The 17,368-nt window shown below is 42.7% G+C and carries 19 protein-coding genes; 2 read left to right on the plus strand and 17 right to left on the minus strand.

Features of this window, described 5'->3' with window-relative positions:
• Position 1: 1 nt before the first annotated feature.
• Positions 2–508, minus strand: a complete 507-nt coding sequence (locus ECA01S_RS04530; protein WP_067391766.1) for an HD domain-containing protein — start codon at positions 506–508, stop codon at positions 2–4.
• 141 nt (positions 509–649) lie between these two features.
• Positions 650–1,408, minus strand: a complete 759-nt coding sequence (locus ECA01S_RS04535; protein ID WP_067391769.1) for a TrmH family RNA methyltransferase — start codon at positions 1,406–1,408, stop codon at positions 650–652.
• Between the two features lie 118 nt (positions 1,409–1,526).
• Here ECA01S_RS04535 and ECA01S_RS04540 point away from each other — a divergent pair, with 118 nt between their 5' ends.
• Together ECA01S_RS04540 and yidC are read left to right on the plus strand one after the other, a co-directional pair.
• Positions 1,527–1,802, plus strand: a complete 276-nt coding sequence (locus tag ECA01S_RS04540; RefSeq protein WP_067391772.1) for an acylphosphatase — start codon at positions 1,527–1,529, stop codon at positions 1,800–1,802.
• A 97-nt stretch (positions 1,803–1,899) separates the two neighbouring features.
• Complete coding sequence (gene yidC, locus ECA01S_RS04545; RefSeq protein ID WP_067391775.1) at positions 1,900–2,817, plus strand: membrane protein insertase YidC; 918 nt, start codon at positions 1,900–1,902, stop codon at positions 2,815–2,817.
• Positions 2,818–2,861: 44 nt separating this feature from the next.
• Here the strand turns inward: yidC and ECA01S_RS04550 are convergent, their stop codons facing one another.
• From ECA01S_RS04550 to ECA01S_RS04615, 15 genes are all read right to left on the minus strand, one after another.
• A complete protein-coding gene (locus ECA01S_RS04550; protein WP_067391778.1) occupies positions 2,862–3,215 on the minus strand; it encodes an iron-sulfur cluster biosynthesis family protein in 354 nt (117 codons plus the stop codon).
• A gap of 123 nt (positions 3,216–3,338) precedes the next feature.
• Positions 3,339–5,423, minus strand: coding sequence for a glycine--tRNA ligase subunit beta (gene glyS, locus ECA01S_RS04555; RefSeq protein WP_067391782.1), 2,085 nt, complete (start codon positions 5,421–5,423; stop codon positions 3,339–3,341).
• Position 5,424: 1 nt separating this feature from the next.
• Complete coding sequence (gene glyQ / locus ECA01S_RS04560) at positions 5,425–6,315, minus strand: glycine--tRNA ligase subunit alpha (RefSeq protein ID WP_067391785.1); 891 nt, start codon at positions 6,313–6,315, stop codon at positions 5,425–5,427.
• A gap of 13 nt (positions 6,316–6,328) precedes the next feature.
• On the minus strand, positions 6,329–6,568 hold the full coding sequence (locus ECA01S_RS04565; RefSeq protein WP_067391788.1) for a hypothetical protein: 240 nt from the start codon (positions 6,566–6,568) through the stop codon (positions 6,329–6,331).
• Positions 6,569–6,600: 32 nt separating this feature from the next.
• Positions 6,601–6,723 (minus strand): hypothetical protein, encoded by a 123-nt coding sequence (locus ECA01S_RS14705; RefSeq protein WP_281176636.1) that lies wholly within the window; start codon positions 6,721–6,723, stop codon positions 6,601–6,603.
• A gap of 126 nt (positions 6,724–6,849) precedes the next feature.
• Positions 6,850–7,035: a hypothetical protein gene (locus ECA01S_RS04570; RefSeq protein ID WP_143139543.1), complete on the minus strand. Its 186-nt coding sequence runs from the start codon at positions 7,033–7,035 to the stop codon at positions 6,850–6,852.
• A gap of 20 nt (positions 7,036–7,055) precedes the next feature.
• On the minus strand, positions 7,056–7,844 hold the full coding sequence (gene recO, locus ECA01S_RS04575; RefSeq protein ID WP_067391794.1) for a DNA repair protein RecO: 789 nt from the start codon (positions 7,842–7,844) through the stop codon (positions 7,056–7,058).
• A gap of 92 nt (positions 7,845–7,936) precedes the next feature.
• Positions 7,937–10,147 carry a beta-glucosidase BglX gene (gene bglX, locus ECA01S_RS04580; RefSeq protein WP_067391796.1) on the minus strand — a complete coding sequence of 737 codons (2,211 nt, stop codon included), beginning with the start codon at positions 10,145–10,147 and terminating at the stop codon, positions 7,937–7,939.
• Between the two features lie 9 nt (positions 10,148–10,156).
• On the minus strand, positions 10,157–11,422 hold the full coding sequence (locus ECA01S_RS04585; RefSeq protein WP_067391799.1) for a PTS sugar transporter subunit IIC: 1,266 nt from the start codon (positions 11,420–11,422) through the stop codon (positions 10,157–10,159).
• An 85-nt stretch (positions 11,423–11,507) separates the two neighbouring features.
• The gene (locus tag ECA01S_RS04590; RefSeq protein WP_067391803.1) at positions 11,508–12,341 is read right to left on the minus strand and encodes an AraC family transcriptional regulator; all 834 of its coding nucleotides are present in this window, start codon (positions 12,339–12,341) and stop codon (positions 11,508–11,510) included.
• A gap of 56 nt (positions 12,342–12,397) precedes the next feature.
• Positions 12,398–13,297, minus strand: a complete 900-nt coding sequence (era, locus tag ECA01S_RS04595; protein ID WP_067391806.1) for a GTPase Era — start codon at positions 13,295–13,297, stop codon at positions 12,398–12,400.
• A gap of 9 nt (positions 13,298–13,306) precedes the next feature.
• A complete protein-coding gene (locus ECA01S_RS04600) occupies positions 13,307–13,708 on the minus strand; it encodes a diacylglycerol kinase family protein (RefSeq protein ID WP_174519961.1) in 402 nt (133 codons plus the stop codon).
• Positions 13,692–14,168, minus strand: coding sequence for an rRNA maturation RNase YbeY (ybeY, locus tag ECA01S_RS04605; protein WP_067391813.1), 477 nt, complete (start codon positions 14,166–14,168; stop codon positions 13,692–13,694). The genes ECA01S_RS04600 and ybeY overlap by 17 nt, the downstream gene beginning before the upstream one ends.
• Positions 14,168–16,366, minus strand: a complete 2,199-nt coding sequence (locus ECA01S_RS04610) for an HD family phosphohydrolase (protein WP_067391816.1) — start codon at positions 16,364–16,366, stop codon at positions 14,168–14,170. Before ECA01S_RS04610 ends, ybeY begins: the two co-directional genes overlap by 1 nt.
• A 15-nt stretch (positions 16,367–16,381) precedes the next feature.
• A complete protein-coding gene (locus ECA01S_RS04615; RefSeq protein ID WP_143139552.1) occupies positions 16,382–17,353 on the minus strand; it encodes a PhoH family protein in 972 nt (323 codons plus the stop codon).
• Positions 17,354–17,368: the final 15 nt, after the last annotated feature.

Raw genomic sequence — 17,368 nt, forward strand, 5'->3', positions numbered from 1 at the left:
TCTAAATTGGATTATTCGCTTTTTTAAACCAAGTTCGCCATTTTTTCTTCATGTTGGCGCTCATTGGACTAAAGGCTTCTTGACAAGCACAATACTTGTCTACCATCGTCACGATAAAGCTTTCTTTGTATTTAGGCGGTGCAATGGTTGCCCCCCACATATGTTTGATGATGATATCCCGTTCCAAATCAGATAACTCTGTAATTTTTTCCGCATTTTTTACAGCGATGCGGGGATGCATGTACGCATGTGATCCTTCATCAAACTTAGTCGTCCGCCAGTCGTAATAAAAAAGATCGTGCAACAAACCGGCGCGTGCAGTGGCGCGAGCGTTGCCGTTCCATTTTTTTGCTAATAAATAACTATGGTAAGACACACTAATGGAATGCTCCAAGCGTGTAGAATTGACATGTTGTTTATAGTCTGCAAGACGTTGTACGGCTTCTGTTGCCAATAAATCTTCGACATATGAAAGATATTCTTGATCCTCTTGCCAGTTTTTTGTCATAAATTGGTTGCCACCTTCATTTTTTAAACGTGGGTAAAGTATAGCACGCCATTTTTTTAAATACTAGCCTTTTTCGAAAAGGCCTTCAAAGTTTAACAACTTCTTAAAGAATTTTTTCACATATTTCCGAACATTTCACGCTCATTGCGCCAACTGAAACATTAAAATGCCAGCAGCAACTGCGACATTTAATGATTCTGCCTGCCCCTTCATGGGAATAAACAAGTTTTGTGTCGTCTGTTGTAGTAGTGTTGCGGCAGTTCCCTGCCCTTCATTTCCCATGATCAGTGCAAAATCGCGACTAGGTGTAACTTCCCGATAACTTTTAGCCTCAGGATTCAATTCGGTGCCATAGACAGGGACTACAGCCTGTTTGAACCGATCTATCCACTCCAATAAATCTCCTTGGGCGATAGTTACATGATATTGGCTACCTTGAAGTGCCCGTAAGACTTTCCCGTTGTATAAATCAACCGTGCCTGTGCCTAATACTACGCCAGTAAAACCTGCGGCATCGGCAGTACGAATCATAGTTCCTAAATTCCCCGGATCTTGGATGCGGTCCAACAATAACCAGGCACCCGTTAGCTCATCTGGGACACTTGCAGTCAACATGGGCGCCACCGCAATCATGCCTTGAGGAGTCGGTAATGTTGATAATTCTTTCATGACTGGTTCATTAACGAGAGTATAGTCCCGCTCTGACAGCCATTCCCGCCATTCCTGTTCACCACGTGGGGTAACAAAAATATCACCTAAAACAACACCTGCTTGAGCCGCCTCTTCAATCAGGTGGAAGCCTTCTAGTAAATATTGCTGCGCTGTTTCGCGCGCTTTTCGTTGGTGTAATTTCTTTAACTGTTTAATTTGATCATTTTTAGTAGACGTGATAGCTTTCATGGTATGCTCCCTCATGTTTTTCTTGATTATAGCAGAAAAAAACTTCTTATGCTTTTGCTTGTCAGCTTGAAAAAAACTCGTTATGATGAATATAACTACTTACTGAGGAGGGTCCGTCGTGAGAAAAGTACGATTGAATGTTCAAGGCCGTGTTCAAGGGGTCGGCTTTCGCTATATGACTAAAATGGTTGCAGATAAATTAGGCATTACCGGAACGGTTCGCAATGAGACAGATGGCTCCGTCACAATCGAAGCACAAGGCGATGAGGAAACTATGGAAGAGTTCATCCGCCAAGTCAAAGCATCCCCTAGTCCATCGGGGCGTGTTACTTACGTGGACGTTCAAGACGACTCGTTAATGCAGACTTATGAAAATTTCAAAGTGACAGGTTGAGGAAAAACGAAATCGTTTTTCCTTTTTACATTGAAAAAATGTTTTTTTTAAAGTATAGTTATTTTTGTCTAAATTATTTAATAGAAGGAAGAATCGAATGAATAAACTAAAAAAATGGGCCCTTAGCGGAGCAGCACTCTCTCTACTGTTATTTTTATCCGGTTGTGTCCAAACAAAAGACGGCCAACCTACTGGTGAAGGCTGGGTCTACAAACTGCTGGTTGAACCAATGGCAAATGCCATTACCTATCTCGTTCAAAACTTTAACTGGAACTATGGTTGGGCGATCATCTTTATTACGATTATCGTTCGTCTGGTTATTTTACCGTTAGGTTTACAACAATCACGTAAATCGATGATTCAAACGGAAAAAATGGCCGCTTTGAAACCACAAATTGACGCAGCTCAAGCTAAATTAAAGGCTGCAACTACTCGTGAAGAACAAATGCAGGCTCAAACGGAAATGCAGCAAGTCTACAAAGACAATGGCATGAGCATGATGGGTGGTATTGGTTGTTTACCGCTACTGATCCAAATGCCAATCTTCTCGGCCTTGTTTTACGCGGCACGTTATACTCCCGGGATCAATGAAGCAAGCTTCTTCGGCATCAACTTAGGTCAGCCAAGTTTGGTCTTTGTTGTCTTAGCAGGGATTGCTTACTTGTTCCAAAGCTACCTATCTACAATTGGTATTCCAGAAGAACAAAAGAAAACCATGCGGACGATGCTGATTGTATCGCCTTTGATGATTGTCTTCATGTCCTTCAGTTCACCTGCTGGGGTCGCGCTTTATTGGGTTGTCGGTGGGGTTTTCAGTTGTTTACAAACCTTCATCACCAACATTATCTTAAAACCACGGATCAAAGCTCAAATCCAAGAAGAATTGAAAAAGAATCCACCTAAAACCGTAGTGACACCACGCAAAGACGTTACACCAAAACCAGCTAAACCAGTGGCAGCACCGCCTAAAAAGAACGGGAACGGCCGTAACGCTGGCAAACAACAACGAAAATAAAAAAAATCAGAAGAAACGCAAATACTGCGTTCCTTCTGATTTTTTTATACGCTCATCATGCTTTCAACCCGCACGTGGTTAGCAATCCGACCACCGTTCCCTTTTAAGTAAAGTACTCCGGAAGAAGGATTGACATCCAATACCAAATTTTTATCTAGGAACAGCACCGCGCCTTCTTTTAAGTAAAGCGCCCCAACCGCTGTCTCAATTTTAGTGGGATACAGTGCTTGTTCGCTATCAGGAACCCATAGTAAGCGGAAACTCAGCTCTAAAGCACAACACATCATACCTTCTGTGTAAGGTCCACGACCATCTTCACGATCTAAGAGTAATTTTGCTTGAGCCGGCTTATGTGCTAAAATTAGCACTTGCGCTGCCGGTGTGATTGTGATTTCCATCCACTCACCTCCTCAGACATAGTATACGCATCTTTAAAAAAAGCAGCCAATGATTTGCTCAAAAAAGGTTGGGATAGGAGCATCTATTCAGACGCTTCTGTCCCAACCTCAGACTGTAGTGCTTTATTTTACGATCAACGCATCCAGACTGGCGATAGATAATGCCATTCCAGCAATCTTCAACAGCTGTTTCAAACGGTTTTCTTTTACTTTAGGGTCTTCATCCATGACCATCGTTTCATCAAAGTAATGCTCGATATAAGGACGCAAACTGCGTAGTGCTTCGTAGTTTTCTGCCGCCGTTTGTCCCTCAAAATCAGCCGCTACTTTTTCAACTGCTTGATATAATTCTTTTTCAGAATCATTTTGGAAAAGCTTAGGATTGATTGTCATATCAGCTTCCGTCAATAATTCCCGGCCTTTTTTCGCTAGATTCAAGACACGCGTCAAGGCTTCGATAGATGGTTTAAAGTCATCATCCAACAAATGTTTTTTCAGAACATCCGCATTGACAAAAACCTTCGTCAAATCGGTTTGTTCTGAAGAAATGACTGCGTCAATCACATCGTGACGCACATTGCGGGCTGTCAGTAATTGGCGCAAACGAGCTTTCACAAACTGCAGCACTTCTTCTTGACCGCTGTTCAATTGAATGCCATAGGTTTCTGGGTCAGCGTTAATGGCCGCCTGAATCTCTAATTCCAATTCTGCCAATGGGAAAGCCCATTGTTCTTGATCCACGATGCGCACGATGCCGTATGTTTGGCGGCGCAGTGCATATGGATCGTTAGAACCACTTGGAATCATCCCAGCAGCAAAGAAGGTAAAGACACTATCCAATTTATCCGCAATGGCCAAGACTGCACCCACTTTAGAAGCTGGCAGCTCTCCTTCACTAGAAATTGGCAGATAATGTTCACGAATTGCTTGCGCCACAGCCGGTGTTTCCCCTTGTGACAAAGCATAAATTTCCCCCATGATTCCTTGCAATTCAGGAAACTCGCCTACCATATTGGTTACTAGGTCAAATTTGTAGATTTCACTAGCACGTTGTAAATCACGTTTTTCTTCATCAGAAAGGCCTACTTTGTCTGCTAAAATTGCCGCAATCACTTGGACCCGCGCCATTTTTTCATAGATTGAACCAATCTTTTCATGGAATGTTACGCTCTTCAATTTTTCAACGCAAGCAGCAATAGTTAACTTCTTGTCTTCATTATAGAAGAACTCAGCATCTTCCAAGCGTGCCGTGAGAACTTTTTCGTTCCCTTTTACGACGTTCTCGATTTTCACATTGTTCCCGTTACGTACCGAGATAAAGTGTGGTAACAATAGTCCATTAGCCGAACGAACCTCGAAATAACGTTGGTGTTCCTTCATGGAAGTCACTAAGACTTCTTCTGGTACCGATAAATATTGCTCTTCAAAGCTGCCCACAAAAGCAGTTGGGTATTCCACTAAGTTGGTGACTTCTTCCAATAAGTCTGGATCGATACGTAATTGCCAATCCTTCTCAGCAGCTAAGGCGTTCATTTGCGCCACAATCATGGTTTCCCGCTCTTTCGCATCCGCAATGACGAATTGTTCCTTCATTTTTGTTTCATATTCACTAGGATTGTCGATAGTCACGTCATCGCCTAAGAAACGATGGCCTCGACTAGCTTTGCCAGTAGTGACATCCAAGATTTCAAATGGAATCACTTCTTCATCTAATAAAGCTACAATCCAATGAATTGGGCGGATATATTCAAAATCGTAGTTAGCCCAATGCATCGTAACTGGGAAGGTTAAGCCCATAATAATATCTCGCAAGCCGGTTAATACTTCGATTGCTTCTAAGCCATGTTGGTATTTCGTGACATAGACATACTCCACCCCATTGACCTCACGAAAAGTGATGGCGTCAGTTGTTAGACCTTGACCGCGAACAAAACCTTCGGCGGCTTTCGACCAATTGCCTTCAGCATCTTGGGCAATTTTTTTCGCTGGTCCTTTAACTTCTTCTTGTGTGTCTTCTTGACGATCAGGAATCTGCGTTACCCGAATCGCCAAACGCCGAGGTGTTGAGAAAGACTGGACAGATTCATAACCTAAACGATTTTCATCTAAAAAGGCAATGATTTTTGCTTCTAATTGCTTACTAGTAGGCGAAACCACGTGTGCCGGCATCTCTTCTAAGCCAATTTCAAGTAATAGGTCTTTTGCCATTTTAGTTCGCCTCCTTGTTTAATAATGGGAATCCTAATTTTTCACGTTCTGCCACAAAGATTTTCGCCACTGATTTTGCCATATTACGGATTCGGGACAAGTAGCCTGCCCGCTCAGTTACCGAAACTGCTCCGCGAGCATCTAACAAATTGAAGGTGTGGCTACATTTCAAAATGTAATCATAGGCTGGATGGACCAAGCTATCTGCGATACAACGTTTGGCTTCTTTCTCATATTCATCAAACAATTGCAGCAATAAGTTTTGATTGCTGACTTCAAATGAATATTTTGAATGTTCATATTCTGGTTGTTTAAAAATCTCACCATAACGGACGCCGTCTGCCCACTCAAGATCATAGACACTTTCCACCTCTTGAATATAAGAAGCCAAACGCTCGATACCATAGGTGATTTCGGAAGTAACTGGTTTACATGGTAAGCCACCAACTTGTTGGAAATAGGTAAACTGCGTAATTTCCATACCATCCAACCAAACTTCCCAGCCAAGACCGGCACAACCCATCGAAGGATTTTCCCAGTTGTCTTCAACAAAACGGATATCATGTTCTAGCGGTTCGATTCCTAGTAAACGCAGACTTTCTAAATATAATTCTTGGATATTTTCTGGTGATGGTTTCATCACAACTTGAAATTGATGATGTTGATACAAACGGTTGGGATTTTCACCATAGCGACCATCTGCTGGACGGCGAGAAGGCTCTACGTAAGCAGCGTTCCAAGGTTCAGGTCCAATCGCCCGTAAAAAGGTATAAGGACTCATGGTACCCGCTCCTTTTTCCGTATCATAGGCCTGCATCAGCATACAGCCATTAGAGGACCAAAATTTTTGCAAAGTCAGGATCATTTCCTGCACGGTTAGTGTTTTTTTCATAATTTCCTCCTACTTATAAAGCATTCACAACGGGATAAAAAGCGACGACTTGCCCGGGAACTAAGGTAACTTCCACTTGCATTTCTTCAGTCAAAGGCGTTTTTAACGTATAGATCGTCTCTTTGGGATTCGTTTCAAAACGTTCTAATTCGTTTCCGTCTGCTAGGACCCGTACTTGCAGCGTTGCTGGGGATAAGACTTTTAACTTATTTTCACTGAATTCTTTTGCTTCAATCAGCATATCAAACGGCATTCTGTTCACTTCCTCTCCAATAAAAAAAGTCCCTATGTCATTACGACATAGGGACGAAAAATTCGCGGTTCCACCCTACTTCCGATGAATCCATCGGCAGCTTCATTGGCTACACTCCCAAGTGCCTCTTCAAAATCCGCTAACATTCGGCTCACACTCTCCCGAACTCGCTTGTGTTGCGCTACTTTTACTGTGCTTGATCTTTGTGTAGGATATTCAATTCTTCCTTATAATAGCTTACAACGGGAAGAGCTGTCAATTAGTTTCTATTCACACATTCACTAAAAATCCGTCCATTCCTCGTTATCTGAACTATCTGAAGCTGAAGGATATTGATGGTGGCTGGTTACTGAATGATTGTAACGGCGAATTCCCCAAGCTAGTAAGCCAACGAGGACTAACAAGCCCAGCAGTCGCCAAGGAAAGTGGCCGCCCTCCATCATACTAGTTCTCATCATATGTGCCATGTGTGTCATATGCATTTGGTTTAGCCCTCTTCCTGTTCTGGACGTTTCATGACATCCGCCCATTTTTGCATGTCATCAATAAATTTTTTACTCTTCAAATGAATCCCCACATACTCGTCATACAACTGGTCTAAGACGCTACGAATAGCTTGCTTCGTGGCTGGCTTAACCGAAATTGACTGAATCTGATCATAACGGATTGCAGAAAACATCCGCAGAAAGTAGATAGCACGAGGATCTGCATGTAGCCGGTGAGGATCTAAAGCAAAGTGTTTCTCACAAATAACGCCATTGTATTTAAAGGAGTAATCAAAACGGCCACTTCTCTCGCCACCAACCGCACATTGATCCCAAACTGGCCGCACACCGAAGCGTTCTAACATCTGCACTTCAAAGATAGCGGTGATCACTTCAGGATCCTGACCTTCATTCAATAGCGCCAATGCTTCACTAACAAAACCAAATAACGCTGGGTCATATACCCGATCATCAATTGCCGCATCTACAAGCCCCAGAATATAGGTGGCATAAGCGCTGATAAAAATATCTTCTTGAATTTTAGTATAGCTGGTTAAAAATTTGTAGCTATTCAGAAAGGATAAGCCTTCACCACGAAAATCCCCCACAAAGGTTGCCTTTGAAAAAGGCAAGATTGCTGCCGCCAAGGGATTGTTAGGGCGACTAGCACCTTTAACATAAAACATCAACTTGCCATAGGACTCCGTAAAAATTTTTACCAGTTTGTCTTTCTCTTTATAGTTGCGTGTAAAAAGGATAATCCCTTTTGTTTCCCCAATATTGGTCCGCATGGTTCTTCCCGCCCGTCTTAAAACTTCGAGGTTTATTATAGCATCTCTCCCCTAAAAAGAAAAAGACTCCGCCAATAGCAGAGTCCTTTCGTTTATCGTAAATCAAATTTTGCTTCCAAAACTTCTTCTGAGTTGGGGCCTACGAACACTAGGAATTCCCCTGGTTCGACACCAAAACTCATGTCACGTTGGTAGTAATACAAATCTGCTCGCGTTAGTTCAAATGATACCGTTTTGGTTTCACCGGCTGCTAAAGCAATTTTTTGGTATTTCTTCAGTTCCTTCACTGGACGAACAACTGAGCCTGTTACATCCTGTAGATAGAGCTGCAGGGTTTCCAGACAGTCACGATCTGATTGGTTGCTTACCGTTACCGTTACCGTCAATTCATCAGTCATCTCTGTACTACTTAGTTTTAGCTCTTGATAAACGACTTGGCTGTAGCTTAGACCAAAGCCAAACGGAAATAGCGGCTGGTTCGGGCTGTCTAAGTATTTTGAGACAAAGCGACCTTTATGCGTCGTACTCGTTAGCGGACGACCGGTTTTAAACTCATTGTAATAAAGAGGTAACTGCCCCACATCATAAGGAAAGCTCATGCTTAAACGGCCAGAAGGATTCGCTTTACCAAACAGTAAGTCTGCAATGGCATTAGCACCTTCAGTTCCTGGGAACCAAGCTTGCAAGATAGCATCCATCTGGGCAACTTCTTTTGTATAAACTAGCGGGCGGCCACTAATACTAATCAAAATATTTTTCTTTCCTAAAGCGACCATTTGCTCCATAAAGTCTTTTTGGATTTCAGGGAGCGTGATATCGGTCCGGCTGCCAGCCTCACCACTTTGCATGGTATGCTCGCCCATAGCAAAGATGATTACATCCGCAGTTTCACCTAACGCCAATGCCTCTGCCAATGCTGCCTCTCGCTCTGCTTCTGATAGACCGATTGAGGCAATTTGTTCTTTTGTTGCACCAAACTCGCCTAAGAAGGAGTAGTCAGCTAACATATCGCATCCTTTAGCATAGTTGAAAAAGTCCGGTGTCAACTCATTTGCTAACGCCTCTTTCAACGTAGTAACATCCGTTGTTTTTCCGTGGACGGCCCACAATCCAATCAAATCTTGTTTATCGCCATAAGGACCAACTAATAGGATCTTCTCTTGATTTGGGGTTAGGGGCAATAAGTTGTCTTTGTTTTGTAATAACACAACTGCCTCTGAAGCCACTTGCCGTGATAATGCCCGATTTTCATCTGACAGTAATGTCGCTTGTTCTTTTTCTTTTGATGCCCCACGATAAGGATCTTCAAAAAGGCCTAAATCATTTTTCAATTTCAAGACACGCCAAACCGCATCTTCCACCAATTGAGGATCAATCAGTCCATCTTTGATCAGTGGTTCTAACTGCTTTGCATAGCAACTGGTTTTCATATCGATATCGGTTGTTGCTTCCATTGCTAGTTGAGTAGCTTCACGGTCATCTGCGGCTACCCCGTGAGCAATCAGTTCTTGAATCGCGGCATAGTCTGAGATGATCACACCATCAAAGCCCCATTCTTTCCGTAAGATTTCTTTCAACAAGAATTCATTTCCGGTAACGGGCATGCCATCGTATGTGTTGAAAGATGTCATGACTAATTTACAACCAGCATCAACCGCCGCTTGGTAACCACTAAGATAATCTTGACGTAATCGGCGTTCTGACATATCCACCGTATTGTACTCACGTCCAGCCTCAGCTGCCCCATATGCGGCAAAATGTTTCACGCAAGAGGCAATCCCTTCAAGGTTTTCCCCTTGCAAGCCTTCCACCATCGCTTTGGCATAATCTGCATTCAGGGTAGGATCTTCTCCCGTAGATTCTAGACAGCGACCCCAGCGAGCATCTCGTACTAGATCCACCATGGGTGCAAAGGTAACGTGAGCGCCTGCCGCCCGTGATTCTGTAGCGGTTACTTGATAAGCCTGTTTGATAAGCGCTGGATTCCAAGTCGCTCCCAAGCCTAGCGGAATTGGAAAAATCGTGCGGTAGCCATAAATGATATCGGCCATGAACAATAGTGGAATTTTATGGCGGCTATTGGCCAAATAATTTTCTTGAATCCGTTCTGTTGTTTCTGCTCCTGTTACGTTTAAAACGGAGCCAACCATATCGACTGTATCTTGATCAATCCCTAGTTTTTGTTTCGGACCGACTGCCAAAGCTTCACTTTGGAAAAAGTCCCCTGATAATTGGATCAATTGGCCGATTTTTTCTGGCCACGTAAGCGTGTTTTGTAATTCGCGTAATGCCTGCTCTTTCATGGAGACCTCCTATTTAGCTTCTTGTTCCGCTTTATATGTTTTCATGTCCAAGCGTTTGAACCATGGATACCATAAGACTGGAGACAAGATAAATTGAATGAATAATTGTAATAAGATAATCGATAATGCCCCTTGGACCGCGGCATGGAACCCGACCGGTAAGCCAAAGATTGCCTGTACTCCTGTGAAGCGCGCTACCAGACCGATTTTCGTCAAGAAGTAGGCCAAAACTAAAGCAATCGTATTGTTGGTAATGAATGGGAAGGCCAAATCAAAATTCAATACGAGTGGTGTCCCGAAGATGACTGGTTCAGTGATTCCGAACAAAGCTGGAACGATGGAAATTTTACCAACCTCGCGATATTGTTTGCTCTTTGAGCGTAGCATTAGTAGAACCAACCCCAGAGCCATCCCACCAAAAGTAATGATATTGAAGAACGCTAAACCTAAGATATTGGGCGGCATTTGACCCGCTTGAACTGCATTCAGATTTTCGACGTCCATCGCCATCCAAAGTGGTGTCACTAATGGCAAGATAACGTTAGTCCCATGAATTCCGAAGAACCACAAGATTTGTTGTAACAAGCTCAAGATAATCATTGCGCCTAGTGAGCCGCCGATACCTTTTAGTGGTTCCTGGATAACAGTGTAGACGAATTGATGCATGCTGCCAAAGGAAGTCATGTTGAATAGTAAATCAACTACGATAAACAAAACGCCAATCAAAACAGTTGGGATCAATGATTCAAACATTCGCGTTACCATTGGTGGAACGCCAGCTGGCATTTTAATTGTCCAGCCTTTCCGTTTGATGGCTAAGTAAAGACGTGCGCTAACTAACCCAACGATCATTGCAGAGAAGACTCCTTGTGCCCCTAACCAAGTGGTTGGAATTCCGGTAGATTCGTCTGTCATTTGGCCGATTGGTGTAATGATTAAGAAACTCAATAATGAAATAACGGCTGCTGAAATAGGATCTTCATTCTCATCCAATTTGCGTACCAAATGATAGGCCATTAAAATAGCGATGTAAATAGCCAGGCTACCAATCGTCATGGTGTTAACTTTACCTAACACAGCAGTCAATTGGGTTAGTCCTTGCAGGGCTGGGACCATGTTCATCAAAACAACTAGTAAAACAGCGATAGAACCGATAAAGACCGGCCCCAAAGTAGACATCATTGCTCCAGAGATCGTTTGCAGATAAGGATTGTTCCCCATTTTGTCGAACCAAGGACTGACCCGGTCAAAAAAGGCCGTAATTTTTTCTTTCATGTGATTCCCTCCAAATGATTTGTGCCTTTAGTATACGTTGATAACGATTACATATCGGTGCTTTTGCTGACGAAAAATCGGAAGTTTAATGACTTTTTTTAAAGTACTTCACACGATATTGCTGCGGTGATAGCCCGTAATTCTTCTTGAAACTATTATAAAAAGCCTTAACGGTCGCAAAGCCGCTAAGATAAGCAATCTCTAAAATAGTCGCATCGGTATCCCGCAAACTGCGGTAAGCCGCCTCTAAGCGTAGTGAAGTCAAATAATCGCTATAGGTGATCCCCATATATTTTTTATAAAAACGTGAAAAATAGGAAGCATTATAATTAAAAGCCGCTGCCACCTCTTGGATTGATAATTCTTCCTGAAAGTGCTCCTGAATATACTCATTAACAATTTTGAGACGTTCCAAATGCTTTAATGACTTTACATCCTGAATCTGTGCAGCTGGAATTGTATAGCTCTCACACAGCTCTGCTAGCAGGGCCAATATCTTACTTTTTACAAATAAATGCTGACTCAACGAACCTGCTTTAAATTGTGTAATGATCTCCTCTAGTAGGTCTGCGATGCCTTGATTTTGAACGTCTGGGGTCACATCAAATAAAAAGCGTTGACCATATTCGCCTTCTGTTTCTGTCTGCAAATATTCCAGGGGAAATTGGATGGCTAGACAGTGGCCAGGAACCAGACTTCGTGAGGAGTGAACCATATTTGAATTGATGAAAAGCAGATCACCCGCCGCTAATTTAAATGTTTGATTGGGAAATGTTACCTCCAGCTCACCGGACAGGCAATAGAGTAGTTCGCCGCTTTCATGCCAATGGGAGGGCACTAATCGGTCAGGACTCTTCATTTGAAAGACAAAAATTTTAAAAGGATAGTTTTCAGTTGGTACGATTTTCTCATAGCGCATCTTCTCACCTCACAAAAATAGCACAAGCCGCCCTTAGGCTTGACTTGTGCTTCAGTTTAATAATCGTCTTTTCGGTACCCAAAATCTTGCAGATAAACTTTTTTATCCCGCCAGTCTTTTTGAACCTTGACCCATAATTCAAGGAAGACTTTATCCCCTAGCAGGTTCTCGATATCGATACGAGCTTTTGTGCCCACCTGCTTCAACATCTTACCGCCCTTACCGATAATGATGCCTTTTTGACTATCACGCTCCACAATGATGGTTGCTTGGATATGAACTTTATCGTTCTCATTACGCTTCATAGAGTCCACCACTACAGCCACAGAATGAGGAACTTCATCGCGCGTCAACAGCAACACTTTTTCACGAATCAGTTCAGAGACAACGAAATATTCTGGATGGTCTGTGATTTGATCATCTGGATAATATTGTGGGCCTTCCGGCATTTCATTGACTAAAGTAGTCATTAAGCGATCGACATTGTTGCCTTCCGTAGCTGAAATCGGCACCACTTCTGCGAAGGGCATTTGCGTCCGGTAGTCTTCAATAATTTCCAGTAATGCATCCGGATGTACTTTATCGATTTTATTAATTAATAGAAACACGGGAACTTCAACTTGCTTTAAGCGTTCGATAATGAAATCGTCCCCTTTGCCACGCTTTTGGTCGGCTGCAATCATAAACAGTACCACATCTACTTCACGTAAAGCGCTATAGGCCGCCTCCACCATGAAATCGCCTAGACGATGTTTTGGTTTATGAATTCCTGGTGTATCAATAAAAATCAACTGTGCTTCTGGTGTGGTATACACCCCTTGAATTTTGTTACGAGTAGTTTGGGCTTTGTCGCTCATAATGGCGATTTTTTGACCGACAACGCGGTTCAATAAAGTTGATTTGCCGACGTTAGGTCTACCAACGATTGCAACAAAACCAGATTTATGTTCTGTCATAAGTACCTCCTAAAAGATTTGTGTAATGAGTGTCCAAATTTTGGGACCGAATATCAAGACGCCTACGATCACAGCAAAACAGGCCGTTGTTAACACTGCTCCTGCTGCCATGTCTTTGATTTTTTTGCCAATATCATGGAAATGGAAATCAGTCACCATATCTACGACGTTTTCAAACGCCGTATTAATGACTTCCACAATCCAGACGAGAAAAATGGCTAATAAAAGCCACAGCCATTCAAAAATGGTCAGCTGAAAGAAGAGCCCCGCAATTATCGTCAAGACACCTAAAACCACATGCTTACGCATATTCCGTTCTTCCTCAAAAACGGTGCGGACGCCTTGCAAGGCAAACTCTAGCGACGCAATAAACGTCTTATTTTTTTCTGTTCGCTTATCTCTTGAGTCCATAGGCATCAAGAATTTCTTTTTGTAAACCGAACATGACTTTTTCATCTTCAGGCTCCATATGGTCATACCCGTTGAGGTGCAGGAAACCATGCAGTGCTAAGAAGCCTAATTCCCGTTCAAAGGAATGGCCATATTCTTCTGCTTGTTCATGGGTCCGTTCTACGGAAATCATAATATCGCCCAAATTACGTGGCAGCATATCGGCCTCATCTTCAAAAATGATAGGTATTTCATCTTCGCCTTCTTCTTCGATGGCAAAGCTGATGACATCTGTTGGGGCATCTTTTCCTCGGTAATCACGATTGATTTCACGAATCGCGGCATTATCCATAAAAGTTACTGACATCTCTGTATCTGGTGCAATTTTCAAGAAATCAGCTGCGAAATCCAACAGTTTTTCGACATTGGCCATCTGTTCTGTTGTTAATTCTTGTGTTTCATCTACCATAGTGATATCCATTAGTCTTCACTCTTTTCTTGTTCTTCTTTCATTTTTTCCGCTTCAGATTTCATCTTCGGATATTTGATCCGTGAGTGGAAGGTTGAGCAGAGACCATTGATGATTGAGCGTTCCACAATCCGAATCTCTTTCATCGTCAAACCACATTCATCCAATTGGCCATCTTTGATCCGACCGGCAATTAGGTTATGCACAAATTTTTGAATTTTTTCATTTGTTGGATGATCCATCGCCCGTACGGCTGCCTCACAACTATCGGCAATATTCACGATACCGGCCTCCCGCGTTTGCGGTTTTGGTCCAGGGTAGCGGAATTCCTCCTCCGTCACTTCAGGATTGCGTTCCTGTGCTTTCACGAAGAAGTATTTCATTAAGGTCGTCCCGTGGTGCTGACGGCAAATATCTACCACCATTTGGGGCATATGATACTCTTCTAAAATTTTAGCTCCATCAATCACATGGCCAAAGATTATTTGTTTACTATCCTCTGGCAACAAGAAATTATGCGGATTTTCAGCGCCGGCTGGTAAATTTTCCACGAAGAAATTGGCATGTTTAATTTTACCAATATCATGATAATAACAAGCCACACGGGTCAATAGCGAGCGTCCACCAATCTCTGCGACGGCGTTAGCACTAAGACTAGCTACCATCATACTGTGATGATAGGTGCCAGGTGCTTCTTCCAATAACTGTTTTAATAATGGATGGTTAGGATTACTCAACTCATTCAAGACAATCATACTGTCATCTGTTACCAATAGTTCAATATAAGGATGTAAGCCCATCGTTAACAGATAGGATAGAACGCTACCGGCGACGGCACAAGCCAACGTGGTCCACGTACGGCCTTCCGTTAGGGACATCCCTTGGTAGATGACTAAGACGATATTGACTAATGTCGGAATCACTACTACCCAGACTAGTGCTTGAATCCCTTGGTCGCCGATGCGCTGGCGTTTCAGCATAGAGGCCATGGTACCAGCAAATAAGTAGGCGACTAGTACGACTGTTAAAAAGTTTGTTCCTACTGAATCATAATAAACGAAAATGGCGAAAAGAACTTGGAACACGGCTCCCAGTATCCCCGCCCGCCGATTGATAAAGATACTTAAAACTAATGGCGTGAAGGCGGCTGGATAAAACAGCGGAATAAAGGTCATTTGCTCTGTTTGGAAAATCTGGAAGAATTTCATAAGCAAGAGGCTCAAGCCCATAGCAACTGTGTAAAAGACCAATAATAAGTAACGCTGTTCGACATCTGACATTTGTCGAATGAGATACAGTAACACAAAAACTTGTAACAAGATTGCCAAAATCAACGCAACGATTGGAAAGAAGGAGGAATTTTGATTGGTCATCCCTAAGAGTTCCAATTTTTCCATCGCTTTTTGATCGATTTGGACACCTTCTCTGACAATGATTTCCCCTTGGTAAATCATGGCGGGCTGTACATTATCTCTAGCCTGTTGTTTCAGCTCTTCGGTTCGTTTTTCATTATAGACATCGTTGACAACAATCCCTTGATTGATTAAATAGCGGATTGCCTGTTGCATATTCGAGCTAGCATCTAGATACTGGATCTTGTCGTTGGCATTTTGCTTTAACTGATCCAGATTCGTACTGCGAACGTGTTCAGACATTGCACCGTCCACAAGCTTAAGACTTTCTGTTTCTACCTTGCTTACATCAGCATCATTCATTGCAAAGATACTTTCGTAAAAAGCATTAGGTAAGGCTTGATAAAAGGCAATATCATCTTGGTTTAAGGATTCAAAACGAGATTTCAGGGCGGCAACTTTCTCCTCTACCGTTGGCTCAGGGACCGTTTGATCCTTTTTAGCCTTATCTTTGGCAGCCTGGTAATCAGCGTCTGCCTTTTTGTTGACTTCCCCTATCATGGTGAAAAGGTTTTGGATTCGTTCATGCTGGGTTGCCCCAAGATCTTCCTGATAGTTGTATTCAGGGGTCACTGCCTCAGCAGCTAATTGCTTTTTCTGCTCGGTTTCATGTGTATTCTCAATGGTTTTATTCGCTCGCAGGGTTTCTTCTGCCAACTGACCCACTTGAATGTTAATGGATTTTTGCCGTACGCTAGTAAACATGATCAGAAACAAAAACAGACTAAAAATTACCAGTACGGTGGGTGTAAACCATTTACCCATTTTTCCTTGTATTTGCGAAAGCGTTCTGCGCATGGCTCGACTCCTTTCCTAGTGTCGTAAACTGTCCTCTTCGTACGCCCGGATTATTTCTGCAACTACCGGATGTCGTACCACATCACTAGCTTCAAAATTAACGAAATCAATTTTCTTGATATTGCTTAAAGTTCGCTCCGCATGGACTAGCCCACTGGTTACCCCTTTAGGTAAATCAATCTGACTAGTATCTCCATTAACAATCATCTTGGAATTAAAGCCCAGCCGCGTTAAAAACATCTTCATTTGAGCGACTGTCGTATTTTGTGCTTCATCAAGAATAACAAATGCTTCATCCAAGGTCCGACCGCGCATATAAGCTAGCGGGGCAATTTCGATTACATTGCGTTCCATTAAGCGATTTGTATGCTCCAGACCAAAAATCTGATAAAGGGCGTCATAAACTGGTCGCAAGTAAGGATCAACTTTTTCTTTTAAATCTCCTGGTAAGAACCCGAGGTTTTCGCCAGCTTCAACTGCTGGACGCGTTAAAATAATTTTCTGAACTTCGCCTTTTTTTAAAGCCGCAATGGCCATTACCACTGCTAAAAAGGTTTTCCCGGTTCCGGCAGGGCCGATGCCAAAGACGACATCATGCTTTTTGATGGCCTCGACATATTTTTTCTGACCAAGATTTTTGATGCGAATGGGGCGACCATTACGGTCCTTTAAAATTTCTTCCTCATACATTGTCAAAAAGGCATCCAGTGTGCCTGCTTTTGCCATCTTCAGGGCCGTTACCACATCAGGTGTGCCAATTTTGATACCGCGATGAATCAAAACTAGCAGTTGTTTGATGACGGCTGCCACCAATTGAATGTTATCCAGTTCGCCTACTAGCTGAATCGTTTCTCCACGAGAGTTAATGACGATCCCCGTGTTGTCTTCTAAAAATTTTATATGCTTGTCATGCGCGCCTAACAGCATGCTGACATCATCTGTATCTTGTAATTTTATCTCTAGCGAATCCGCAGTCAAAAAGTACATCTCCTTTTTCGTTTC

The sequence above is a fragment of the Enterococcus canis NBRC 100695 genome (assembly GCF_001544375.1).
Lineage (GTDB): Bacteria > Bacillota > Bacilli > Lactobacillales > Enterococcaceae > Enterococcus_H > Enterococcus_H canis.